Origin of the sequence: Rhizobium centroccidentale (genome assembly GCF_030182565.1) — a bacterium.
Classification (GTDB): Bacteria; Pseudomonadota; Alphaproteobacteria; order Rhizobiales; family Rhizobiaceae; genus Rhizobium.
In genome coordinates this window covers 200,887-223,545 of the sequence record NZ_JAQJCG010000006.1, presented here as the reverse complement: position 1 = coordinate 223,545, position 22,659 = coordinate 200,887, and the positions used below count along the sequence as shown (strand labels likewise).

Here is a 22,659-nt window from a genome sequence, read left to right as displayed (position 1 = left end):
TGTCCGTAGTGATCTCAGAATTCCGGTTCGAGCATGATGGTCGCCAGGGGAGGCAGCGTTATCACCGCCTGTACGCCTCCGCCTGCATTGACGGCCTGGACACGCCCGCCATTCCCCTTGCCGCTGCCGCCGTAGATGTCGGCATCGGTATTCAATATCTCGCGCCACCGCCCCTCAGCTGGCAAGCGCAAGGTGTAATTCTCGCGATAGACTGGCGTGAAATTCGTGATGACGGCAACTGGCTTTTCGCCCGGCGCCTTGCGGAGCCATGCAAAGACCGAGTTTTCGAAATCATCGACGACAAGCCATTCGAAGCCGTCGCCCTCGCAGTCGCGGGCGTGGAGAGCCGGCTTGCTGCGATAGGTGAAATTGAGGTCACGAACGAGGCGGCGCATGCCTTCGTGCATGCGGTACTGCAGCAGGTTCCAGTCCAGAGCGCGCTCCTCGCTCCATTCGCTCCACTGTGCGAATTCCTGCCCCATGAACAACAGCTTCTTGCCGGGATAGCCCCACATGAAGGCATAGTAGGCGCGCAGATTGGCGAATTTCTGCCAGTCGTCACCGGCCATCTTGGCGATCAGCGACCCCTTGCCGTGGACGACTTCATCATGCGAGAGCGGCAGGACGAAGTTTTCCGAGAAGGCGTAGATCAGGCCGAAGGTCAGCTCGTTGTGGTGATATTTGCGGTGCACGGGCTCGCGGGCGAGATAGCTCAGCGTATCGTGCATGAAGCCCATGTTCCACTTGAAGCCGAAGCCGAGGCCGCCTTCATGGACCGGCTGCGACACTTTCGGCCAGGAGGTCGATTCCTCGGCAATGGTCATGACGCCGGGATGCGCGCCGTAGATCCGCGTATTCATCGACTGCAGGAAACGGACGGCTTCGAGATTTTCGTTGCCGCCATATTCGTTCGGGATCCATTCGCCATGTTTGCGGGAATAGTCGAGGTAGAGCATGGAGGCGACGGCATCGACACGCAAACCGTCCAAGTGGTATTTTTCTGCCCAGTAAAGCGCGTTGTTCAGCAGATAGGCGAGGACTTCGGTGCGGCCGAAATTGTAGATCGCCGTGTTCCAGTCGGGGTGAAAACCCTTGCGCGGGTCTTCATGTTCGTAAAGGGCGGTGCCATCGAACCAGCGCAGGCCATGTTCGTCCGTCGGGAAATGCGCCGGCACCCAATCGAGGATGACGCCGATGCCGACCTTGTGGCAGCCGTTGACGAAACGGGCAAAGCCTTCCGGTTCGCCGAAGCGGGCGGTCGGGGCGTAAAGACCCGTGGTCTGATAGCCCCAGGACGGATCGTAGGGGTGTTCGGTGATCGGCAGGAATTCGATATGGGTGAAGCCCATGTCGACGCAGTAGGGAATGAGGCGCGAGGCGAGTTCGTCCCACGACAGCATCGAACCGTCGTCGCGGCGCTGCCAGGAACCGGCGTGCACCTCGTAGATGGAGATCGGCTGGCGGCGCTGGTCGACGCTTGCCCAATGTTCGCGGTGTGCCGAATCATCCCAGACCTGAAGCAATTCGTTGGCGGTGACCGAAGCCGTCTTCGGGCGCAGCTCACTGCGTCGGGCAAAGGGATCCGCCTTCAGCGGCAGCAACACGCCATCATGGCCACGGATCTCGAACTTGTAGGCAACCCCGGCCGGCACATCCGGGGCGAAGATCTCCCAGATGCCGCTGTCGGAGCGAAAGCGCATGACGTGCCGGCGGCCATCCCAATTGTTGAAATCGCCAACGACGGAAACACGCTGTGCATTCGGTGCCCAGACGGCAAAATGAAAGCCCTGGACGCCTTCATGCTTCAGCGGATGGGCGCCCATCTTGTCGAACAGGCGCAAATGTGTGCCCTGACGGGCGAAGTAATCGTCCATCGGCCCGAGAACCGGACCGAAGCTGTAGGGATCGGTTACCGCCCATTCGGCATCGCCGCGCCGGGCGCGATAGCGGACCGGCTGCTGTTTGGCGAGTTTGACGTCGCCGGAAAAGAAGCCTGCCGGATCGAGGCATTCGAGCTCGCCGATGACGGAACCGTCGAGCGCCGTGGCGGTGACGGCTTCGGCACCAAGGATGAAACAGCGGGCCACATAGCCTTCGTCTGTCTTATGAACGCCGAGAACGGCGAACGGATCGGAATGGGTGCCTGCGAGAATTGCAGCAATATCCCCTGCCGAAATATCCCTCAAGCTTGTGCCGTCAGCGGGTTTTTTCGGCTTTTTCATCCGGCCCTCCAGATTTCCTTGGCATACTGACGGATCGTCCGGTCGGAGGAGAACCAGCCCATGCGAGCGGTATTGTTGATCGTCTTCGCATACCACTCGGATGGATTGGCCCAGAGAATATCGACTTCGCGCTGTGCCGAGGCATAGGCGTCGAAATCGGCGGCGACCATGAACCAGTCGTGGCTATAGATGCCGTCGATCAGGCTGGCATAGCGGTTGCGATCGTCGGGGGAGAAGACACCGGAGGCGATGGCCGAAAGGGCCTGAGCCAATTCGCGCGAGCGCTCGATAATGGCGCGCGGATTGTGACCGTCACTGCGCAGGTTGGCGACCTCATCGGCCCGCAATCCGAAGATGACGATATTATCCTCGCCGACATTGTCGCGCATTTCGACATTGGCGCCGTCGAGCGTGCCGATGGTCAGCGCGCCATTGAGGCCGAACTTCATGTTGCCGGTACCCGAGGCTTCCATGCCGGCGGTCGAAATCTGCTCGGAAAGATCGGCGGCCGGAACCATGACTTCCGCCAGCGAGACGTTGTAGTTCGGTACGAAGACGACCTTCAAGAGACCGCGCACCGACGGATCATTGTTGATGACACGGGCGACGTCGTTGATCAACTTGATGATGAGCTTCGCGTTGTGATAGCTCGGCGCCGCCTTGCCGGCGAAGAGCTTGACGCGCGGTTGCCAATCGAGTTCCGGATGCGAGCGGATCTGGTCGTAGAGCGCCACCGCTTCGATGACGTTCAGAAGCTGGCGCTTGTATTCGTGGATGCGCTTGATCTGGATATCGAACATCGCATTCGGATCGAGCTTGATGCCCATGCGACTGGCGACAAGATTGGAGAGCTGCACCTTGTTGGCACGCTTGATGGCGGCGAATTTCTCCTGGAAGGCGCTGTCGTGGGCAAACTGATCCAGCGGCTTCAGCTGCTCAGCATCGTCCAGGAAGGCGTCGCCGATGGTTTCGCGCACGAGGTTGGTCAGGCCGGGATTGCACTGCATCAGCCAGCGGCGCGGCGTGATGCCGTTCGTCTTGTTGTTGATGCGGTCCGGATAGAGCTTGTGCAGGTCGGCGAAGACCGTGACTTTCATCAGGTCGGTATGAAGCGCGGAAACGCCGTTGATCGAATGCGAGCCGACAAAGGCGAGATTGCCCATGCGTACGCGCCGATCGCCGTTTTCGTCGATCAGCGAGATCGAGCGGATTTCGGTGTCGCTGAAATTGCGCAGCTTGCGCGCTTCCACCAGAACCTTGGCGTTGATGGCATAGACGATCTGCATGTGGCGCGGCAAAAGCCGCTCGAACAACGGCACGGGCCAGCTTTCCAGTGCTTCCGGCAGCAGGGTGTGGTTGGTATAGCCGAAGGTGCCGCGGGTGATATCCCAGGCCTTGTCGAAATCGAAGCCATGAACATCGACCAGCAGGCGCATCATTTCCGTAACGGAGACGGCCGGATGCGTGTCGTTCAGCTGGATCGCGACCTTGTCGGCGAGATTGGTCAGATCGTCATATTGCTGCAGGTGGCGGCGCAGAATGTCCTGCAGCGAGGCCGACGAGAAGAAGAATTCCTGGCGGAGGCGCAGCTCCTGGCCGGCGGGCGTCGCATCGGCGGGATAGAGAACACGGGTCAGGCTTTCGGCCTTGTTGCTTTCGCGCAGCGCGCCGATATGGTCGCCGGCGTTGAAGGCATCGAGCAGGATCGGGTCGATCGGCTGCGCCGACCAGAGGCGCAGCGTGTTGACGCGTGCGCCACGCCAGCCGACGACGGGTGTGTCGAATGCGGTGGCGATGACGCGCTCGGCCGGCTTCCAGACGTAACGCGGCTGATCGTCGTGGCTGCCGATGGTCTCGACGGCGCCGCCGAAGCCGATTTCATAGGAGCTCTCCTGGCGTTCGAATTCCCACGGGTTTCCGTGCGCCAGCCAGGTTTCGGGTAGCTCCACCTGCCAGCCATCGGCCATCTGCTGGCGGAAGAGCCCGTGGACGTAGCGAATGCCATAGCCATAGGCCGGCACGTCGACGGTAGCCATGGATTCCATGAAACAGGCGGCAAGACGGCCAAGACCGCCGTTGCCGAGCGCTGCATCGGGCTCGAGGCCGGCGATGACACGTATGTCGACGCCGAGTGAGGCGAGAGCGTTGGTGATCTCTTCCATCAGGCCGAGATTGGAGATGGCGTCGCGCATCAGGCGACCAATGAGGAATTCGAGCGATAGATAGTAGACGCGCTTGGCGTTCGTCTCGTAGGTCTTGCGGGTCGATTCGATCCATTTGTCGATGACGCGGTCGCGAATGACGAGGATCGTTGCCGTCAGCCAGTCGTGCGGCTTGGCAACCTTCGCGTCCTTGCCGATACGATATGTCAGGCGCTCAATGATTTCTTCGGCAAGGATTTCGGGGCGGGAACTGCGCGGGGCTGGAACGGGGAGATCGGCCTTCGTCAAGTTATTCATACTATCAACTCTCGCCATTTGTGATTTATATTCAGCGTGTTACGCTCAATTAAATCGATTTGCCTTTCCGTTTCACTATCAGTTTACGCACCGATGTAAAGCAGTTGCAACAAGCGAGTTGGGCGGATGCGAAAATTGCGGCGAAAGGTTTCCGGTGAGCGCGAAAAGACTTGATTCCGATGATGTTTCGAGCTTTTATTCGCGCATCGATCAAACGAAAAGCCGCGCGATACTCGCATCGCGCGGCTTTTTCTTTATTGTCTATCTGTGGTTGCTTTGCGCTGCTGCCAGCAAGATCACTTGGTCAGCAGGGTCATCTGCTTCGATGTTTCCGTGGCGATTGTCTTGAAGGCGGCGACCAGATCCGACATCTGCTGCGCAGCAAAGTAGTTTGATGGGCTCGTTGCGCAAGCCTGGAGCAGACTTTGGCCGCGTGCCGGAGCCATGAAAGCAACAGTGTAGATTTTGATACCAGCGGCCTTTGCAGAATTGCAGGTTGCCAGCGTCTTCTGATCCGAACTGGTGTCGTTGTTTTCTCCATCTGTCATCAGCACGATGTACTTCTGGAAAGTCTTGTTATTCTTTTTGGCCTGAGCAGCTGCTTCGGAAGCCGACATAAGGTTGTTGAAAGCCATTGTCATCGGCGCACTGGACTCGGTACCGCCTTGAGCATTCAACCCGCTGACGACGTTGGTGCGAGTCGATTTTGTTCCCCAATCGAGATTGCTGTAGCTGTCGACTTCGCTGCTCCAAGCAATGGCTGCGGTGCGGACGTATTGCGACGCAGGATCGGCCGCATCCAACTGGTCCAGAAGACTGCCGACGGCTGTTTTCAGTGCTGCAATCTTTTTGATGTAGCAAGGACTCTTAGCCTTTGGATACTGATATAGATAATTCCCGTCAGTATAGTATTGGATACAACTTTTCTGACTAGTGTCGACAACTTCCGTATTCAGTAACATCGAACCGGACTTATCGAGCGCGATCTCCATCGACAGCGCATTCTTCTGGGTTTCGGTAGTCTTTCCGCTGATTGACGTGCTGGATGCAGAAATGTTCAGGGAACTTTGCCCTGTCAGGCGTGTCATGCTGTTCACGGACATCGAATAGGATGCATTTACGACGACCGTGTAACCAGAATTCCCGGAGGAATCGGTCGTTTTTGTTACCGTCGTGCTGGTGCCCGCTTTCAGTGAATTCGCAGCATCGGTATCGCCAGCGAGATAGTTCGACATTTGGCCGAGGACGAAATTGTTGCCGAGATCCTTGGCGGTCGTGGTGGTCGCACTGCCGTCCGCAAGTGCGGTTGCAGTCGCGAGCGCGGCGGCGTCCGTTGATTCCTGAAGCTGGCTGCGTGTCAGCGACATGTTCGTGACATCGACCGCTACACCTCCCGCCACAGCCAGCACGGGCACGGCAATCGCCGTCAGGATGCCGAAATTTCCAGCTCTATCGCGTAAAAGTTGTTTAAATGCCCAAAGTATATCGGAGCCGGCAATCATCATGTCCGCCTGTTAGAAAGAGTTAGATTCTCAAGAACGGCGGGACTATCAATTACAAATATGAGTTGAAGGTTTAAGCGATCGGTTGATTTTTAACAAACTACATAATCTGGCGCGATTCGCTTCAGATTTTTACTACTTTAAGTATATTCTATTTTAGTGGAACGACATCTACTGCCTGGACGGCTTTCTGATTGCCGTAGCCCTTCAGTACGCCGATAACGGGGGCAACGTCCGAATAATCGCGACCATAGGCTACGACGATGTGATCGGTGCCGGCGGGAATATTATTGGTCGGATCGAGCTCGATCCAGCCGGCCGTCTCGCCGCACCAGACGCGCACCCATGCATGCATGGCGTCGGCGCCTTCCAGTCTTTCCTTGCCGGGCGGTGGAATGGTGCGCAGGAAGCCGCTGACATAGCCGGCAGGAATGCCGAGGCTGCGGAGCGCGATGATCATCACATGCGAAAAATCCTGGCAGACCCCGCGTTTGAGGCGAAATGCCTCCTTGGGGGTGGTATCGACCGTCGTCGCCTTGGGATCGTAGGTGAAATCCTTGTGGATCTGCGCGCAGACCGCATGCGCAATCTGCAGGGTCGTCAGTTTGGTCGATTTCCATTGCCTGGCGTAATCGGTGATTTCGCCCGTCAACGGCAGACGCGGGCTGCTCCCGAGGAAATGGTGGGGCGAAGACGGGTCGATCGACCAGCAGTCTTCGATCTCTTCCGGCAACTTGGCGAGCATAGGGGAGAAGTCGGCCGCGACAGGCTGGCTCTCCACCTGAACACGCGCCTGCATGCGGATATCGAGCCTTTCATGCGGATCGCGCACCAGGATCGAAGTTGCCGGGTGCTGGAAGAAATCCGTGAAGTTCGATTGCTCGTCCGGCCCTGGGGTTATCTTCACCGAGCCGGCGATCAGCCTCTGCCGGTTGGGCAGGGAGAGCGGCATGACACGCAATATATGCCGCGCGCCGCTGGCCGGCACGTCGTAGATGTAGCCCATGTGAAGTGAGAGATCGTAGAGCATTCACGTCATCCGAGGTAGGTGCGTGCCAGCAGGTCGGAGAGCCGCTCCAGTTCGCGCGCCAGCTGCTGGTAGACTTCGACCGTCATCGCTTCGGGCGTCATGACAGCCAACCCGGAATGCAGGCGCATAGCTTCGCGGAAAAAGGGCGACATTTGGCCGTTGACGTAGGCATTCGGCAATTGCTCGACCTCGCGGTGGATCTCGTTCATCTGGAAGAGGATCGAGCGCGGATTAAGCGGATCGAGTGCGAGCAAATCCGTCACTGTCAGACGAGCGGTATTGACGTTGTAGCGGCGGCGATGGGTCATGACGCTGTCGCCGATCTCCAGCAACATGTCGAGCGCTCCGTCGGGCGCATCGGGGCCGGACATATGGCCGAGCAGCCGGGTCATGTGCAGGCCGCGCTCGATATAGCGGCCGAGCGACAGGAAGCGCCAGCCGGTGAAGCGGTACATGTTTTCATGCACGAGGCCGGCAAAGCCCGCGAGCTTGCGCAGCAGGATCGTCATGGCATGGCTGGCATCGTCGCCGGACTTCACGCCCTCCTTGAAGCGGCGTGCCGTCTTGGCGAGATCATTCAGCGCCAGCCAGCCATCCGGAGAGAAACGATCACGGATGTTGCTCGCCGAATAGACGGCGCTGTCAATGTTGCGCAGCAGATTTTCCGGCACCGCCTGCTTGGTATCGATGTCGATGGCGGCAAGATAGGCGCTGACATCGGCAAGCAGCGGCTGGTTCGGATCGGCTGCTTCGGCAAAACGCCCATGCCAGGCGCGCAGGATGCGCAGCGCACCTTCGGCGCGCTCGATATAGCGGCCGAGCCAGAAAAGATTATCGGCCGCCCGGCTCGGCAGGCTACCCGGCATGTTGCGGGTGAAGGTTTCTTCGGCCGGCAGCAACGTATGCGCCTCGACGGGTTTGTCGGAGACGATCCAGACATCCGCAGCCGAACCGCCGGCCTGCATGGCAATCGCCGCGACATCGTCGCCGCTGCCGATGCGGGCAAAGCCACCCGGCATGATCTGCCAGCCGTTTTCCGTGCGGGCAGCGAAGACACGCAAGCTCATCGGCCGCGGTGTCAGCTTGCCGTTGACCCAGGCCGGCGTCGTCGACAGTGTCACGACCTCCTGGCCGACCAATTTTTGACCTTCGGTTGCCAACCAGTCCGCGATCGAATCGCGGGCGGTGCTGCGCAGCGTCGAGCCCAGCACGGATTGGCCGTTGTCATCGAAGAAGGGCATTCGGGAATAGGCCGGGCCGATGACCATCTTCTCGATGTTTTCAGCGACATGTTCGCGCTCGCTTTTCTGGCCGCACCACCAGGTCGCGATCGAGGGTAACTTCAATTCCTCACCACGCAGATGCCGACAGATGGTCGGCATGAAGGCGAGCAGGGCGCGCGTCTCGAGAATGCCGGAGCCGAGCGCATTGACGATGGTCACCGTCTGAGCCCGCAGGGCTTCGACGAGGCCGGGCGTGCCGATATGGGAATGCTGGTTGAGCTCCAATGGATCGGCGTAGGACGCATCGAGGCGGCGCCACAGGACACTGATCGGCCGCAGCCCTGCAACGGTGCGCACCATCAGCTGATCGTTGACGACAGTGATGTCCTCGCCTTCGAGCAGCATGAAGCCGAGATAGCGGGCGATATAGGCGTGCTCGTAATAGGTTTCGTTGGCGGGCCCTGGCGTCAGTACCGCAACGCGGCCCTCACCGCTTCGCTTACCGCCGAGCAGGGCATCGCGGAAGGCACCGAAGAAGGAGGCAAGGCGATGAACCTTGGTTTCGGCGTAGATATCGGAGAAGGCGCGGGTGGTGGCGACACGGGTTTCCAGCGCGAAACCGGCGCCGGATGGCGCCTGCGCGCGGTCGGCCAGCACCCACCAATTGCCATCAGGACCGCGGCCGACCTCGAAAGCCAGGAAATGCAGGTAATGGCCGTTTGCAGGCTTGACGCCGACGAGCGGGCGCAGGAACTCCGGATTGGCGGCAATCAAGGCCGGCGGCAACAATCCTTCGCTGACCAGCCTACTGTCGCCGTAGACATCGGCAATGACTTCTTCGAGCAGATCGGCGCGCTGCTGCAGGCCTTCGGAGAGAGCCTGCCATTCGCGCTCGTCGATGAGTACGGGGATATGGGAGATCGGCCAGTTGCGTTCGCTGACACCAGCTGTCCCATAAGCGCGATAGAAGACGCCTGCATCGCGCAAATAGCGGTCGGCGCGGGCGAAGCGCTCGGTCAATCCCTCTTCCGTCATGCGCGTCAGCGCCGAGAGGAAGTTTTGCCAGACTGAGCGGACCGCGCCGGTATTGTCGACCATTTCGTCAGCGACACCGGGCAGGGGACGATAGGCAAAGGCCGGCGCCTTGGCGGTGCCGGTCTTCACCTCATCCCGTCGTTTCATCGCCGGTTTTCTACCCATGCTCAGTTCCGTCTCAAATTCCCGCCGGACGCCTGAGGTCGAGCGTCAGCGGGAATTCCACCGATGCGGTCTCCGGTCTTACGGCATAGTTACCTGCTGTATGCCCCCAAGGCTCGAAACGCGCAAGACGTCGCGCTTCCGCCTCGTTGCCATTGACGGGGAAGGTGTCGTAGTTGCGGCCGCCCGGATGGGCAACATGATAGATACATCCGCCGATCGAACGCTGTGACCACGTATCGTAGATATCGAAGGTCAGCGGCGTATCGATGGGCAGAACCGGATGCAAGCCCGAGGCCGGATGCCATGCCTTGTAGCGCACGCCGGCGACCGAAACGCCCGCCATTCCCGTCGGCGTCAGCGGTACGGGACGGCCATTGCAGGTCACCGTATAGCGGGAGGGATTAGCGGTTTCGAACCGCACCTGTAGGCGCTCGACCGACGAATCGACATAGCGCACGGTGCCGCCGATCGCGCCTTCTTCGCCCATGACGTGCCATGGTTCCAGCGCCTGGCGCAGCTCCAGCTTGCTGCCCTCATATTCGACTTCGCCGCAGAAGGGGAAACGGAATTCGAGCTGCGCCTGGAACCATTCCGGTCTGAGGTTGAAACCGTTTTCGCGGAGGTCGCTGAGAACGTCGAGGAAATCCTGCCAGATATAATACGGTAGCATGAAGCGATCATGCAGCGTCGTGCCCCAGCGCACGAACCGGCCATCGATAGGGTTGCGCCAGAAGCGGGCGATCAGTGCGCGCACCAGCAATTGTTGGGCAAGGCTCATGCGGGCATTCGGCGGCATTTCGAAACCGCGGAATTCGACGAGGCCAAGGCGTCCCGTCGGTCCATCCGGCGAAAACAGCTTGTCGATGCAGATTTCCGAGCGGTGGGTGTTGCCGGTGACATCGGTCAGAAGATTGCGGAAGAGGCGATCCACCAACCATGGAAGCGGCTGGATGCCGCGGCCGGGTGCCGGCACCTGGGCCAGCGCGATTTCCAACTCGTAGAGGCTGTCGTGACGGGCTTCATCGATGCGCGGCGCCTGGCTTGTCGGCCCGACGAACAGGCCGGAAAAGAGGTAGGAGAGCGAGGGATGGCGCTGCCAGTGCAGCACCAGGCTCTTCAACAGGTCGGGACGACGAAGAAACGGGCTGTCGTTCGGATTGGCGCCGCCAACGACGACATGGTTGCCGCCGCCGGTGCCGGCATGACGCCCGTCGATCAGGAATTTGTCCGTGCCGAGACGCGTCTGCCGCGCCTCTTCGTAAACCGCCGTCGTGATATCGACGCAGTCCTGCCAGTTCGACGCGGGATGGATATTGACCTCGATCACGCCCGGGTCAGGCGCGACGCGGATGACGTTGATACGTTCGTCCTGTGGCGGCGAATAGCCTTCGATGTGAATCGGCAGCGCAAGTTCAGCCGCGGCATTCTCGGCCGCTGCCAGCAGTTCGAGATAATGTTCGATCTTTTCAACCGGGGGCATGAAGACACACAGCCGACCGTCACGCGGTTCGACTGAGATCGCCGTGCGGACGGCGCCGCCGATTTCGCCGAGCGTCTGTTCGACCCGCGATTGCGAGCTTTCATCCACCTGGAACGAGGCTTCTGGCATGGTGCGGCCAGCTGGCACGATGACGTCAGGCAGAGGCAAGCGCGGAATGGAGGGATCGGCCGTGTGGATATAGGGATAGCGTGACGGCGGCACATAAGGGAGCGTGCCGAGCGGCAGGCGATAGCCGACCGGAGAATCGCCGGGCACAAGGAAAATCTTGCCGCGGCGTGTGCGCCATTTTTCGCTGACCCAGCGCGTACCGCCGGCGCGCGCGTTCCATGCCTGTATGGGCAATATATAGCCGGTTGGAGTCGTCAGACCACGCTCGAAAACACGAGCGATACGGCTGCGCTCCTCGGGATCCTTGAGCTTCGAATTGGAAGGATCAACGTTCTCGGGTAGGCTCCCTTCCTTGACGATCCATTCAGCTGGGTCTTCGTAGGCCGGTTGCACCATGTCAGGCTCGATTGCCAGTTCTTTGGCAATCGCATTCAGAAGCTTGCTGGCGCTCTCCGAGTCCGCACCCGTCTGTGCCGTTTCTTCGGCGATCAGAGCGGGGTTCTGCCAGATCGGCCGTCCGTCTTTGCGCCAGTAAAGCGAGAAGGTCCAGCGGGGTAGGCTTTCGCCGGGATACCATTTGCCCTGGCCATAATGCAGGAAGCCGCCGGGCGCGAAGCGCTCGCGCAGGCGCCTGATCAACTGATCGGCAAGGTCGCGTTTGGTCGGGCCGACGGCGGCAGTGTTCCATTCCTCAGACTGGAAATCGTCGATCGACACGAAAGTCGGCTCGCCGCCCATGGTCAGGCGCACGTCATCTTCCTTGAGGATCGCGTCAACCTTTTCGCCGAGTTCGTTCAAGGCATCCCAGCTTTCGTCGGAAAAGGGCTTGGTGATGCGCGGATGCTCGGCGACGCGGGCGACCTTCATGTCGAAATCGAATTCGGTATTGGCTTCGCCGAAATAGCCGCCCGAGATCGGTGCGGCGTTGCGGTAGTGCGGCGTGGCGGCGAGCGGGATATGGCTCTCACCCGTCAGAAGGCCGGAGGTCGGATCGAGGCCGACCCAGCCGGCGCCGGGAAGATAGACTTCCGCCCAGGCATGCAGGTCTGTGAAATCGACCTCGGTGCCGGAGGGACCGTCGAGCGCCTTCAGGTCCGGTGTCAGCTGGATGAGGTAGCCGGAGACGAAGCGGGCGGCGAGGCCGAGATGACGCAGCACCTGAACGAGCAGCCAGCTCGTGTCGCGGCAGGAGCCTTTCGCTTTTTCCAAGGTCTCCTCAGGTGCCTGGACGCCCGCTTCCATGCGGATGACATAGCCGATCTCCTGCTGCAGCCGTGCATTCAGGCCGACGATCATATCGACGGTTTTTTGTTCCGAGCGGTCGAGCGTGGCGAGGAAATCTTTCAGTCTGGGGCCGGGTTCTTCCGGCTTCATATAGATAGACAGATCCTCGCGGATGGTCTCTGGATAATCGAAGGGCCATTTCGTCGCTTCCTCTTCGACAAAGAAGTCGAAGGGATTGTAGACCGTCATATCGGCGATGAGATCGACCTCGATCTTCAGCTCGGTTACCGGGTCGGGAAAGACGAAGCGGGCGAGATAGTTGCCGTAGGGATCTTGCTGCAGATTGACGAAATGATTCGACGGCGTGACCTTCAGCGCGTGGCTGAGTACGCGGGTCTTGGAATGGGAGGCGGGTTTCAGGCGGATGATCTGGGGGCCGAGGCGGACCGGATTGTCGTATTTGTAATGGGTGAGATGATAGATGCTTGCCTTGATCGCCATATGTCTCTTCGCCTAGCCCGCATCGTTGTGCGGTGATTGCTGTTCCCATAGCCAGTGTGTGCAATGCAGCGAAAGAAAGCAAGGTGTCTCCAGGCACTTCGGAAAGTCCTGCTGTGGCATGCCAAAGCAAAAGCGGCGAGCTTTCGCCCGCCGCTCTGAAATCGCGATCCGGCTGCCTGCAATCAGCTTCTGCCGAACTCGTCGACGAGGCGGATGATGTCGTCTTCGCCGAGATAGGATCCGGTCTGCACTTCGATGAGCTCGAGAAGGATCTTGCCCGGGTTGGACAGGCGATGCACTTCGCCAAGCGGAATATAGATCGATTCGTTTTCGCGCAGCATCTGCACGTTCTCGCCGACCGTCACTTCAGCTGTGCCCTTGACGACGATCCAGTGCTCGGAGCGGTGGTGATGCTTCTGCAGCGACAGCTTCTTGCCGGGAAGGACGAAGATGCGCTTCACCTGGAAGCGCTCGCCGTTCAGCACAGAGGTATAGCCGCCCCAGGGGCGGTAGGAGGTCGGATGCGTCTCGGTGAGCTTGGCCGTCTTCTTCTCGCTTGCGAGCAGCTTGACGAGCTTGCCGACTTCCTGGCTGTCCTTGAGATGACCGACATAGACGGCATCTTCGCTGGCGATGACGGCGACGTCCTCAAGGCCCTGCACGGCGACGTGCAGGCTGTGCGACATGACGAGCGAATTCTTCGTGTTGACCAGCGTCGTGGCACCGGCCGACACGTTGCCGCTTTCGTCGCGGCTGCCGACTTTCCACACCGCATCCCAGCTGCCGAGATCGGACCAGGTGAAGGGCGAGGGAACGACGGCGGCATTGGCCGTTTTCTCCATCAGCGCATAGTCGATGGAAATATCCGGGCTCTTGGAGAAATTGTCAGCGTCGAGGCGGGTAAAATCGAGATCGCGCGTCGATTTGGACACGGCCTTGCTGGCAGCCTTTTCGACGTCGGGTGCAAATTCCTTCATCTCGGCGAGAAGCTGGGCGGCGGAGAACATGAACATGCCGGAGTTCCAGTAGAAATGGCCGCTGGCAACCATCTCCTGGGCCTTGTCCAAGGCGGGCTTCTCGACAAAACGCTTGACGGCGTGTGCGCCGGTCGAGAGCGCCTTGCCGCTTTCGATATAGCCATAGCCGGTCGCCGGTTCCGTCGGCTTGATGCCGAAGGTGACGAGCTTGCCCTGCAGCGCCGTGTCACGGGCCAGGCGCACGCAATCGTAATAGGTGGTGTTGGCATCGATCTCATAATCGGAGCCGAGGACATGCATGATCGCGTCCTTGCCGAAGAGCTCGGTGACGAGCGCAGCGGCGGCGGCAACGGCAGCGGCAGTATTGCGGGCGATCGGCTCCAGCAGCACGGCGGCGAGCTTCAGGTCGAGCTCGCGGGCCTGTTCTGCGACCAGGAAGCGGAATTCTTCATTGGTGAGAACGATCGGCGCTTCGTAGAGCTCGGGATCGGCCACCCGCTCCAAAGTGTTCTGGAACAGCGTCTTGTCGCCGATGAACTGGATGAATTGCTTCGGGGCGGAAGCGCGCGACAGCGGCCATAGCCGCGTACCCTTGCCCCCTGCCATGATCACCGGAACGATCTTTGCTGCCATACTCTGCCTCTCCTGGACACTTCAACCGAGAGCCGGCCGTCAAGAGCGCAACCGTTGCGCTTTCCGCCATGCTCCTTCGACAACGCTAATCGCCATTGCGATATTTTTCGGCAAAACGCTAGCGCTAATATGCCAGCAGCGTAAACATTCGGCGATCTTAGCGCAGAAATCCCGATGAAAGTCCGCTGCATGCGCCTTTCCGAAGGCGAGGGGAGAGAGGCAGAATCGATAGGTCCGACTCCGCCCCCTCAAGATCCACCATAGGCCAGCGAGGCCATGGGGTGATCATCACACGTCGGAGATCAAGCTTCCGCCCTGTCGTGCTCTTCATCATGCACCGGCGCATGGTTGAGACCATTGCGCCTGTTGTACCGGATCGAGGACCAGAGCGAGATGCCGATCAGGGCGGCGCCGCCAAGGCCGGTTATGACCTCCGGTATATGCGTCAGCGTCTGCACGTACATGATCACCGAAAGGATCAGGATGGCGTAGAAGGCGCCATGTTCGAGGTAGCGATAGTGGGCGAGCGTGCCCTTTTCCACCAGCATGATCGTCATGGAGCGGACGTACATGGCGCCGATGCCGAGGCCGATCGCGATGATGAAGAGGTTCTGGGTAAGAGCGAAGGCGCCGATGACGCCGTCGAAGGAGAAGCTGGCATCGAGGATTTCGAGATAGAGAAAAGCGCCGAAGCCACCCTTTGCCGCCGCGCTCATCGTTCTTTGCGAGGCGTCGAGGAAGCCGGCCAGAACCTCCACGAGCAGGAAAGTCAGGAGGCCGTAGATCGAGGCATGCAGGAAGGTCGTGGCGTCGTCACCGTCGAGCACGGAAGTGAAGATGAGAACCATGATCAGCACGAAGGCGATCTCAACGCCCTTGACGGTGGCGAAATGCGCCATCCTTTTTTCAATGAAGCTGATCCAGTGCACGTCCTTTTCGTGATTGAAGAAGTAGGTCAGGCCCACCATCATCAGGAAGGTGCCGCCGAAGGCGGCGATCGGCAGATGCGCCGCTTGCATGATCTCTGCATATTGCTCGGGCCTGGTCGCGGCGAGTTTCAACGCTTCCCATGGATCGATCCAGGCGGCGATGGCGACGATCGCCAGCGGAAAGACGATTCGCATGCCGAAGACGGCGATGATGATGCCCCAGGTCAGGAAGCGACGCTGCCAGACAGGCGTCATCTCCTTCAGCTTGTTGGCATTGACGATGGCATTATCGAAGGAGAGCGAGATTTCGAGCACGGCCAGGACGGCACAGATGAAGAAGGCTGTTGCAAGACCGCTGAAGGTGCCGGTGGTGTTCCAGCCCAACAGCGCACCAAGCGCCAGGCCGCCGACGGTTACGGCGAAGGCCCAACCGAAATAGCCGAGCACGGATTTTGAAGCGGTGGGCGAGCTCATGGGCACGCCTCGTCGCAAAGGGAGTGAATCCATCCGGATTGCGCGCATAGCCGCATACCGAAGACGGCATGCGGGTCAGGCATGGTCAAGCTGATCATGAAAACGAAGTCCGCCGGCTCATCTGCAGGCGGTACCGACATCGCGAGAGCGCCGTGAAAACTCTCGCCAGAGGGGCCCGGCACCAAAGTTCAATCCGTCGCCGATGTCAGGGAGGCGCGGAGATGTTTCATAGTTAGTGAAGTTGCGATGCAGGTCAAGAGTTGAAATCGTGGCGACAGCAACCGCCCTTGATAATTGCGAATTTGAGGAACCAAACAGAGAGGGCCTGCGTTTGCCCATCAAGCGGCCTTGTGCCGCCCGCCGCTTCAAAATCCCAGGCGGATCATCATCCCGACAACAGCGACAGACAGGAGAAGCTCCGATGAGCCCGACACCCATTCACCACAAGTCGCAAACGCAAAAACCGGAACTGACGGAACGGCAGAAAAAGGCACGGCCGAATACGCTACGCCAAGCTCAGGTACTGCCGCCGCATCAGGTGGATCTTACTCTGCATCCCGTGACCCACGAGGATGTGCACGTTCCCGCACACGTCAACGGCGCAGATCTGTCGCGCGAGGCACCGGGCGATGCCAATCATGGCCGGAAGCAAAAGACTACGCCGCGGCATTAATTCGGGTGCTGGAACTCGGGTGCTGGCCGTGCGGCGAATGACCGCTACTTGTGCCGAGGTGCCTTGCCGTCGGATGTGAAGCTGCCGTTGAAGCTCATTTCGGTCGATTTCGCCGAGCATTCGATGGCGACCGGCTTGCCGGCATAGGGGTTGGCGAAGGTGCAGGCGCCCTTCGCTTCGACCTGGCCCGATATCTTGCCGCCGGCACCGGTCGAGATGACGTCGATCGGTAACTGCGCCGTCCCCTTCTGGCCGCCTGCCTTGATGCCCTTCCCGTTGCCTTGGAAGCCGAGCATCTTGCCGCCGGACGTGAAGATGAAGGTCACGGATCCATCGGGGCCGGTAACGCTGGCGATTTCGGCCTTGCATCCCTTGGAGGCATCGAGCTTGCCGACCACGAGCTTGGAGCATTTTCCGCTAACGACGGTGACGCCTTTCGATGGGAAATCATCCACTGCGCCGGCCGAGGTTGCGGCCAAGACGGTCAATCCAAAAGCAATGCCTGCGAATCGCATAAGAGGGGCTCCTTTCAAGCCCTGGCAGATTCGCCGATCCAAATGTGGCAGTCAACCCGAAGCGGACGCAAACCCGAAGCCCGCTGAAATCGCTCGGATTCACGCTGGGCGTTTCAGCGTCTGACGTCACACATCTCGCTATCGCAAGGCTAGCTGCGATCCCTGCGCGAAGTGCGCTAATGTTGCTGCGCCGATTCCGGCACGAGCGAGCCGATCAACTGCAGCAGGGCATTCTGGCGATTGCCGCCCCCTGCCAGGAATTCATAAAGGGTCATGCTCGTCTCGCTGCCGCCGTCGACGACATAATCCGCCTGGCGAATGACATAGACCTCCCCGCTTTCGGTGTCGCGGGCGAGGTGAAACATATATTCATCGCCGTTGGGCTTGTGGTTCTTGTAGAACTGCCGCTTCACCACCGTCATCTCGTCCTCCCGTATGATCGATGCGCCGATATGACAGTAGGATGACGGCGCGGCCGGAAGTCAAGCGGCTTGTGGCGGGAACTTGTGTCGCAGGCTCCGTTCAACTCGCAATCGCAACGAACAGCAGCATGTGATTGGCTATCTTTCAAAAGGCTACTATTCTCGACCTGCGCTCGAATTTTTCGAGACGCGGCTAGTTGGAGATCGAAACACATGAGAATGATGTTATCGCTGGGAGCGATTTTGAGCCTGGCATGCGTCTCTGCCGGTGAGGCGCCTTCGAATTACCAGACCTATCATGGCGGCATTCGCGCCGACAGCGATCCGGTGGTGCTGGCAAGATACGACAGGGCTCTCAATCATTGCGAGCCCGAAGCCTATTCCTGGCGGCGTGGATCGCCGGATGCGAACAGCACGCTATATTGGCTGGCTCTCAGGAATTGCCTGTATCGCCAAGGCTTCGTTGATCGTGGCGTCTATGCCTACCCGACGACGGCGGTGCTGCGGCATATTCTGGATCGCTGACCGTCGACAAACGGTCGCGGCCTGGCGAACATTTTGCCAATGTAAAAACTCCCGTGACATGCGCAGCCATAGCCAAACGACAGGAAATGAAAAAGGCCTTTCGATTTCTCGAAAGGCCTTGCTTTTCAGCGAATTAGGATGGTGGGCGTGACAGGGATTGAACCTGTGACCCCTACGATGTCAACGTAGTGCTCTCCCGCTGAGCTACACGCCCATCCGATGGCGGCGCATAGATCACAAAACCTCGGTGGCCGTCAATAGGCTTTTTTCGGTTTTGTGACGTGGCCGCCGAAAGCCTTACGCGGCAAGGAGTTTGTTAACTTCGTCGACGAGCTCGCGAAGGTGGAAAGGCTTGGAAAGGACCTTTGCATCCTTCGGCGCCTTCGAATCGGGGTTCAAGGCGACTGCGGCAAAACCGGTGATGAACATGACTTTCAGATCGGGGTCGAGCTCGGTGGCGCGCCGCGCCAGCTCGATGCCGTCCATCTCGGGCATAACGATGTCGGTCAAAAGCAGCGAGAACGGCTCTTCGCGCAGCCGGTCGTAAGCGCTGGCTCCATTGTCAAAGGACAAGACCTTGTAGCCGGCTTTTTCGAGTGCCTTCACGAGAAAGCGACGCATGTCGTTGTCGTCTTCGGCAAGAAGTATCTTCTGGGTCATCATCTCTATCGCTAATCAACTTTGTCTTTTTGGACTCGTCCAGCGTTTAGGGTACCGCGGCGCCGTAAACAAGCCGTGAATGGTCAGCCAAAACGCGCCATTCCAGCATTTGTTCGAAGCACAAGTGCATTCCACGAAAACGTCCTGCGTTTTCGCTGACCGGGCATCCGAGATTCCGAATACGGTGTTTTGGATTAAGGCCATTTCGCTCAAGTTACTATGGACTTGCGGTCATGCAACTGGCAACATGATTACTGCGACAAGTTGTTGACATGGTAAAGACGTTGATGTCCGCGGAAATGCGCAGTTTCGAGATTTTCGAGGTATTGGAGCCAGCCTCCCAGACGATACCGTTTGTCTACAGCTCGCCTCATAGTGGTCGCGTCTATCCCCCCGATTTCGTCGCCCAATCCCGTCTGCAGGGCATCGCTATCCGCCGCTCCGAGGATCATTATGTCGACGAGCTTTTTTCGGCGGCAAGCTCTCTCGGTGCGCCGCTGCTGTTTGCCAATTTTCCGCGCGCCTATATCGACGTCAATCGCGAGCCCTATGAGCTCGATCCGCGCATGTTCGATGGTGCCTTGCCGTCCTATGCGAACATCAACTCGCTGCGGGTCGCCGGCGGTCTCGGCACGATCCCGCGAATCGTTGCCGAGAATATGGAGATCTATGCGCGTCGCGTTCCGGTCGAGGATGCGCTGAAGCGAATCGATACCATCTACAAGCCTTACCACGCCACGCTGCGGCGGCTGATCGCGCGCACCCATGTGAAATTCGGCTTCGGCGTGCTGGTCGATTGTCATTCCATGCCGGGCAATATCCGTATCGCCGGTAGCAACATGCGGCCGGATTTCATTCTCGGCGATCGCTACGGCACCAGCGCCTCGGCGGAGCTTTCGCGCGCGGCCATGCAGATCCTCGAGGAGCTCGGCTTCAACGCCGTGCGCAACAAGCCCTATGCCGGTGGCTTCATCACCGAACATTACGGCCGCCCCTCCCGCGGGCTGCATGCCCTGCAGATCGAGGTCAACCGGTCGCTTTACGTCGACGAAACGACGCTGGAGAAGCGTGCCGATTTTGACAAGGTCGCCGCCGCCATCACGCTGTTCATGAAGCGCATGGCCGAGCATGTGGAATCCTACACGGGCGATCCGGCGCTGGCGGCGGAGTGACCGTTTCGTCGTCATTGAGCTCGCCGAAGGGATGCGCGGCTAGGCAAAATCTGCTTATGGGTGACGTCGGAATTCGAAGCTTGGCGATAGGCAGAGCGTAGTGGGTGGGCGATGCGTCGGACTATCACTGTCACCTACACGGAAGAAATGGTGCGCGATGCCGTGACGGTCTTTGTCTGGCGGCGGCTGATCGTCAATCGGCGCCTCTGGGTCTCGGAAATTGCAATAATCTTGCTATTTCTTTGGCAGCTTTGGTGTGATGGCACCGGATGGCTGACCGGCGTTTTCGGTGGCCTCGTTCTTCTCTATCCGGCTATGATTATTATCGTATGGGCTGCGCATTGCCGCAACACGGTCGGAAAGTTCCGCAAGATGTCGACCCGACAGGCGACGTTTGCTTTTCACGATGAGGGGTTTGACGTGGCGTCCGAGTTGAGGTCGGTCAAAGTTCCCTGGTCCACCGTTACCGAAATCTGGCAGCGGCCAACCTATTGGATGATATTTATAGCCATCAACCAATTCATGACACTGCCCACCCAGACGGCAGACATCAATGATCTCAATTTTGTGAAATCGAAAGTGCCCTCTACGATGCCGCAATGAATGCGGATTCCCTTGCAAATAGGTAGGTCAGGCAAAAAAGAACCGCGCTCGTGGCGCGGCTAAGTCTAGGGAGGAAACACCCAAGGAGGGTATTTACAGTCGAAAGACTGCATGAGGATATTGCTGCTGCATTGCACAAATGTCAAGCACTTTATTGCAGTGCAAAATATTTAGGCAAATTCAAAAATACTGCCTGATCTGCAGGCATTGCGCCCAGCGCGTCATCATCCGGTTTGCTTCACGGCCTATATGCGGTATGACATCGCCATCCTGCCACCTATCCGGATTCACCATGCTTCCCGATCGCTCGTTCTTCTATCGTCTGGCCGAAGCGGCCAAGGCCGAAACCCTGCCGCGCTTTCGTGCCGGCATCGATGTGGTCAATAAGGAAGCCCAGGGCTTTGACCCCGTGACGGAAGGGGACCGTGCGGCCGAACAGGCGATTCGCGCATTGATCGACGCCGAATTTCCGGAACATGGCATTTTGGGCGAAGAGCATGGCAATGTGGGGCTCGACCGCGAGCATGTCTGGGTCATCGATCCGATCGACGGCACGCGCGCTTTCATCTCGGGCGTCCCGGTGTGGGGAACGCTGATCGGCCTGCAGAAGAACGGCCGCGCCGTCATGGGCCTGATCGACCAGCCCTTCACTGGCGAGCGCTATTTTGCCGATGGCAATGGCGCTACCTATTCCGGTCCGGACGGCGAGAGGCGGCTGCAGGTCCGCGATTGCGGCAGCCTTTCGAATGCCATCCTCTTCACCACCTCGCCGCATCTCTTCGTCGGTGAGGAGCTTGCCAAATATCGCGAGATCGAAAGTCAGGTGCGGCTCTTCCGCTACGGCTGCGATTGCTATGCCTATGCACTGCTGGCGGCCGGTCATATCGATCTCGTCATCGAGAATTCGCTGAAACCCTATGATGTCGGCGGCATCATTCCGGTCATCGAGCAGGCCGGCGGCATCATGACCACCTGGGATGGCGGCCGGCCGGAAATGGGCGGAACGATCATCGCCGCAGGCAGCCGCGCCGTTTATGAGCAGGCTTTGGCTGTCCTGTCTCGCTAAGCCGCCTAGGCTTCCGCTTCTGTTTCGTAGGCATTGGTTTCGGCGTCGCTGCCGGGGATGAAGGCGTGGATCGCGGCAAGTGCCTGGTTGCGATAGACATCCCGTTCCTGCAGGATTTCATGCTTGGCACCGTGAACCGGCACCAGCTGTGCGGCGCGGAAATAGCGCGACAGCCGCTCCTGATCGGCATAGGGCACCACACCGTCGCGCGTCGGCGCGATCAGAACCGTGGGAATCTGGATCGAAAACAGATGTTCGGGCCTGTTGACCCGTTCGATCGCCCGCAATGCCTGCGACAGCCAACGTGCCGTCGGCGGTCCCAGACAAAGCTGTGGGTAGGCGGTGCCGATGCCTGTGTTACGCCGGTAGCGCTGCTCGTCCGTCGTCAGCGGGTTTTCAGCAAATGGCCTTTCCTTGAACTTCTTGCTGAACTGGATGCGGCCAAGGCCGATACCGCAGACCGCGCCGGACAGAAAGCGGATAAAGCCAGGAGAGGCGCCATGGCCGGTCAAGCCGATGAACGGAGCAGACAGCACCATGCGCTCAATTCGTGTCGCAAGCCTCGGCGCCGCGGACAGGGCAATCAGACCGCCCGTCGAATGGGCGAGCAGAAAAAAGGGCAGACGCGTATCCGGCAGGACGATCTTGTCAAGGAAGGCGGTCAGATCGCGCTCATAATCGGAAAAGTGCCAGATATGGCCGCGCAAGGGGTCCTTCAGCAATCTCTCCGATCCACCCTGGCCGCGCAGATCGAAGGTCGCGACCCAAAGGCCCTTGGCTGTGAGGTCGCGGATCGTCTCGAAATATTTCTCGATGAATTCATTACGGCCCTGCAGCAGCACAACGGTTCCCTTGGCGACCGGCTGCTCGCAGCGGAAGACGGCATAGCGCAGCTTGCGCCCGTCGAAACTTTCGAAGAATCCTTCGGTGCGGTTTTCCGGCACCGGATTGTCTGCTGCGGAATAGAGGATCGAATCCATGACGGTGTCGCGCCTCGCTGACCAATATCTCGTCTCAAGGGGATAGCGCAGGCTGGGGGA

17 protein-coding genes and 1 tRNA gene are annotated in these 22,659 nt (G+C 59.3%); 5 read left to right on the top strand and 13 right to left on the bottom strand.

The features are described 5' to 3' along the window. Positions 1–14 precede the first annotated feature (14 nt). The 8 genes from glgB to PH562_RS11050 form a co-directional block, all read right to left on the bottom strand. Positions 15–2,222 (bottom strand): 1,4-alpha-glucan branching protein GlgB, encoded by a 2,208-nt coding sequence (gene glgB / locus PH562_RS11085; RefSeq protein ID WP_285172994.1) that lies wholly within the window; start codon positions 2,220–2,222, stop codon positions 15–17. Beyond that, on the bottom strand, positions 2,219–4,681 hold the full coding sequence (locus PH562_RS11080; RefSeq protein ID WP_285172992.1) for a glycogen/starch/alpha-glucan phosphorylase: 2,463 nt from the start codon (positions 4,679–4,681) through the stop codon (positions 2,219–2,221). Before PH562_RS11080 ends, glgB begins: the two co-directional genes overlap by 4 nt. A gap of 296 nt (positions 4,682–4,977) precedes the next feature. Next, complete coding sequence (locus tag PH562_RS11075; protein WP_285172991.1) at positions 4,978–6,186, bottom strand: vWA domain-containing protein; 1,209 nt, start codon at positions 6,184–6,186, stop codon at positions 4,978–4,980. Positions 6,187–6,334: 148 nt separating this feature from the next. Then, complete coding sequence (locus PH562_RS11070) at positions 6,335–7,213, bottom strand: transglutaminase family protein (protein WP_113230778.1); 879 nt, start codon at positions 7,211–7,213, stop codon at positions 6,335–6,337. 5 nt (positions 7,214–7,218) lie between these two features. Then, positions 7,219–9,636 (bottom strand): circularly permuted type 2 ATP-grasp protein, encoded by a 2,418-nt coding sequence (locus PH562_RS11065; RefSeq protein WP_285172988.1) that lies wholly within the window; start codon positions 9,634–9,636, stop codon positions 7,219–7,221. Between the two features lie 13 nt (positions 9,637–9,649). After that, on the bottom strand, positions 9,650–12,970 hold the full coding sequence (locus tag PH562_RS11060) for a transglutaminase family protein (protein WP_285172986.1): 3,321 nt from the start codon (positions 12,968–12,970) through the stop codon (positions 9,650–9,652). A gap of 182 nt (positions 12,971–13,152) precedes the next feature. After that, positions 13,153–14,580, bottom strand: coding sequence for a mannose-1-phosphate guanylyltransferase/mannose-6-phosphate isomerase (locus PH562_RS11055; RefSeq protein ID WP_113230775.1), 1,428 nt, complete (start codon positions 14,578–14,580; stop codon positions 13,153–13,155). A 302-nt stretch (positions 14,581–14,882) separates the two neighbouring features. After that, on the bottom strand, positions 14,883–15,983 hold the full coding sequence (locus tag PH562_RS11050; protein ID WP_285172985.1) for a DUF475 domain-containing protein: 1,101 nt from the start codon (positions 15,981–15,983) through the stop codon (positions 14,883–14,885). Positions 15,984–16,404: 421 nt separating this feature from the next. Between PH562_RS11050 and PH562_RS11045 the strand changes: the two genes are divergently transcribed. Beyond that, positions 16,405–16,656, top strand: a complete 252-nt coding sequence (locus PH562_RS11045; RefSeq protein WP_285172984.1) for a hypothetical protein — start codon at positions 16,405–16,407, stop codon at positions 16,654–16,656. Positions 16,657–16,700: 44 nt separating this feature from the next. Here the strand turns inward: PH562_RS11045 and PH562_RS11040 are convergent, their stop codons facing one another. Continuing rightward, positions 16,701–17,171, bottom strand: a complete 471-nt coding sequence (locus PH562_RS11040) for a hypothetical protein (protein WP_113230772.1) — start codon at positions 17,169–17,171, stop codon at positions 16,701–16,703. Between the two features lie 176 nt (positions 17,172–17,347). Then, on the bottom strand, positions 17,348–17,593 hold the full coding sequence (locus tag PH562_RS11035; RefSeq protein WP_113230771.1) for a hypothetical protein: 246 nt from the start codon (positions 17,591–17,593) through the stop codon (positions 17,348–17,350). Positions 17,594–17,806: 213 nt separating this feature from the next. On the opposite strand from PH562_RS11035, the gene PH562_RS11030 reads away from it, so the two are divergent. After that, positions 17,807–18,118, top strand: a complete 312-nt coding sequence (locus PH562_RS11030) for a hypothetical protein (protein ID WP_285172982.1) — start codon at positions 17,807–17,809, stop codon at positions 18,116–18,118. Positions 18,119–18,257: 139 nt separating this feature from the next. Here PH562_RS11030 and PH562_RS11025 read toward each other — a convergent pair. After that, positions 18,258–18,332: transfer RNA gene (locus PH562_RS11025), tRNA-Val, on the bottom strand. Positions 18,333–18,415: 83 nt separating this feature from the next. Next, positions 18,416–18,778 carry a response regulator CpdR1 gene (cpdR1, locus tag PH562_RS11020; protein ID WP_004117561.1) on the bottom strand — a complete coding sequence of 121 codons (363 nt, stop codon included), beginning with the start codon at positions 18,776–18,778 and terminating at the stop codon, positions 18,416–18,418. Positions 18,779–19,050: 272 nt separating this feature from the next. Between cpdR1 and PH562_RS11015 the strand changes: the two genes are divergently transcribed. The 3 genes from PH562_RS11015 to hisN all read left to right on the top strand — a co-directional run bounded on the left by PH562_RS11015 (position 19,051) and on the right by hisN (position 21,619). After that, positions 19,051–19,950, top strand: a complete 900-nt coding sequence (locus PH562_RS11015; protein ID WP_285172981.1) for an N-formylglutamate amidohydrolase — start codon at positions 19,051–19,053, stop codon at positions 19,948–19,950. 111 nt (positions 19,951–20,061) lie between these two features. Continuing rightward, positions 20,062–20,553 (top strand): YcxB family protein, encoded by a 492-nt coding sequence (locus tag PH562_RS11010; RefSeq protein ID WP_285172979.1) that lies wholly within the window; start codon positions 20,062–20,064, stop codon positions 20,551–20,553. A gap of 292 nt (positions 20,554–20,845) precedes the next feature. After that, positions 20,846–21,619, top strand: a complete 774-nt coding sequence (hisN, locus tag PH562_RS11005; RefSeq protein WP_285172978.1) for a histidinol-phosphatase — start codon at positions 20,846–20,848, stop codon at positions 21,617–21,619. A 5-nt stretch (positions 21,620–21,624) separates the two neighbouring features. On the opposite strand, the gene PH562_RS11000 is transcribed toward hisN, so the two are convergent. Then, the gene (locus PH562_RS11000) at positions 21,625–22,599 is read right to left on the bottom strand and encodes an alpha/beta fold hydrolase (RefSeq protein ID WP_285172976.1); all 975 of its coding nucleotides are present in this window, start codon (positions 22,597–22,599) and stop codon (positions 21,625–21,627) included. Positions 22,600–22,659: the final 60 nt, after the last annotated feature.

Excerpts from the sequence above, each read along its gene's own strand:
- glgB (WP_285172994.1), bottom strand. The coding sequence starts at position 2,222 with ATGAAAAAGCCGAAAAAACCCGCTGACGGCACAAGCTTGAGGGATATT.
- PH562_RS11080 (WP_285172992.1), bottom strand. The coding sequence starts at position 4,681 with ATGAATAACTTGACGAAGGCCGATCTCCCCGTTCCAGCCCCGCGCAGT.
- PH562_RS11075 (WP_285172991.1), bottom strand. The coding sequence starts at position 6,186 with ATGATGATTGCCGGCTCCGATATACTTTGGGCATTTAAACAACTTTTA.
- PH562_RS11070 (WP_113230778.1), bottom strand. The coding sequence starts at position 7,213 with ATGCTCTACGATCTCTCACTTCACATGGGCTACATCTACGACGTGCCG.
- PH562_RS11065 (WP_285172988.1), bottom strand. The coding sequence starts at position 9,636 with ATGGGTAGAAAACCGGCGATGAAACGACGGGATGAGGTGAAGACCGGC.
- PH562_RS11060 (WP_285172986.1), bottom strand. The coding sequence starts at position 12,970 with ATGGCGATCAAGGCAAGCATCTATCATCTCACCCATTACAAATACGAC.
- PH562_RS11055 (WP_113230775.1), bottom strand. The coding sequence starts at position 14,580 with ATGGCAGCAAAGATCGTTCCGGTGATCATGGCAGGGGGCAAGGGTACG.
- PH562_RS11050 (WP_285172985.1), bottom strand. The coding sequence starts at position 15,983 with ATGAGCTCGCCCACCGCTTCAAAATCCGTGCTCGGCTATTTCGGTTGG.
- PH562_RS11045 (WP_285172984.1), top strand. The coding sequence starts at position 16,405 with ATGAGCCCGACACCCATTCACCACAAGTCGCAAACGCAAAAACCGGAA.
- PH562_RS11040 (WP_113230772.1), bottom strand. The coding sequence starts at position 17,171 with ATGCGATTCGCAGGCATTGCTTTTGGATTGACCGTCTTGGCCGCAACC.
- PH562_RS11035 (WP_113230771.1), bottom strand. The coding sequence starts at position 17,593 with ATGACGGTGGTGAAGCGGCAGTTCTACAAGAACCACAAGCCCAACGGC.
- PH562_RS11030 (WP_285172982.1), top strand. The coding sequence starts at position 17,807 with ATGAGAATGATGTTATCGCTGGGAGCGATTTTGAGCCTGGCATGCGTC.
- cpdR1 (WP_004117561.1), bottom strand. The coding sequence starts at position 18,778 with ATGACCCAGAAGATACTTCTTGCCGAAGACGACAACGACATGCGTCGC.
- PH562_RS11015 (WP_285172981.1), top strand. The coding sequence starts at position 19,051 with ATGGTAAAGACGTTGATGTCCGCGGAAATGCGCAGTTTCGAGATTTTC.
- PH562_RS11010 (WP_285172979.1), top strand. The coding sequence starts at position 20,062 with ATGCGTCGGACTATCACTGTCACCTACACGGAAGAAATGGTGCGCGAT.
- hisN (WP_285172978.1), top strand. The coding sequence starts at position 20,846 with ATGCTTCCCGATCGCTCGTTCTTCTATCGTCTGGCCGAAGCGGCCAAG.
- PH562_RS11000 (WP_285172976.1), bottom strand. The coding sequence starts at position 22,599 with ATGGATTCGATCCTCTATTCCGCAGCAGACAATCCGGTGCCGGAAAAC.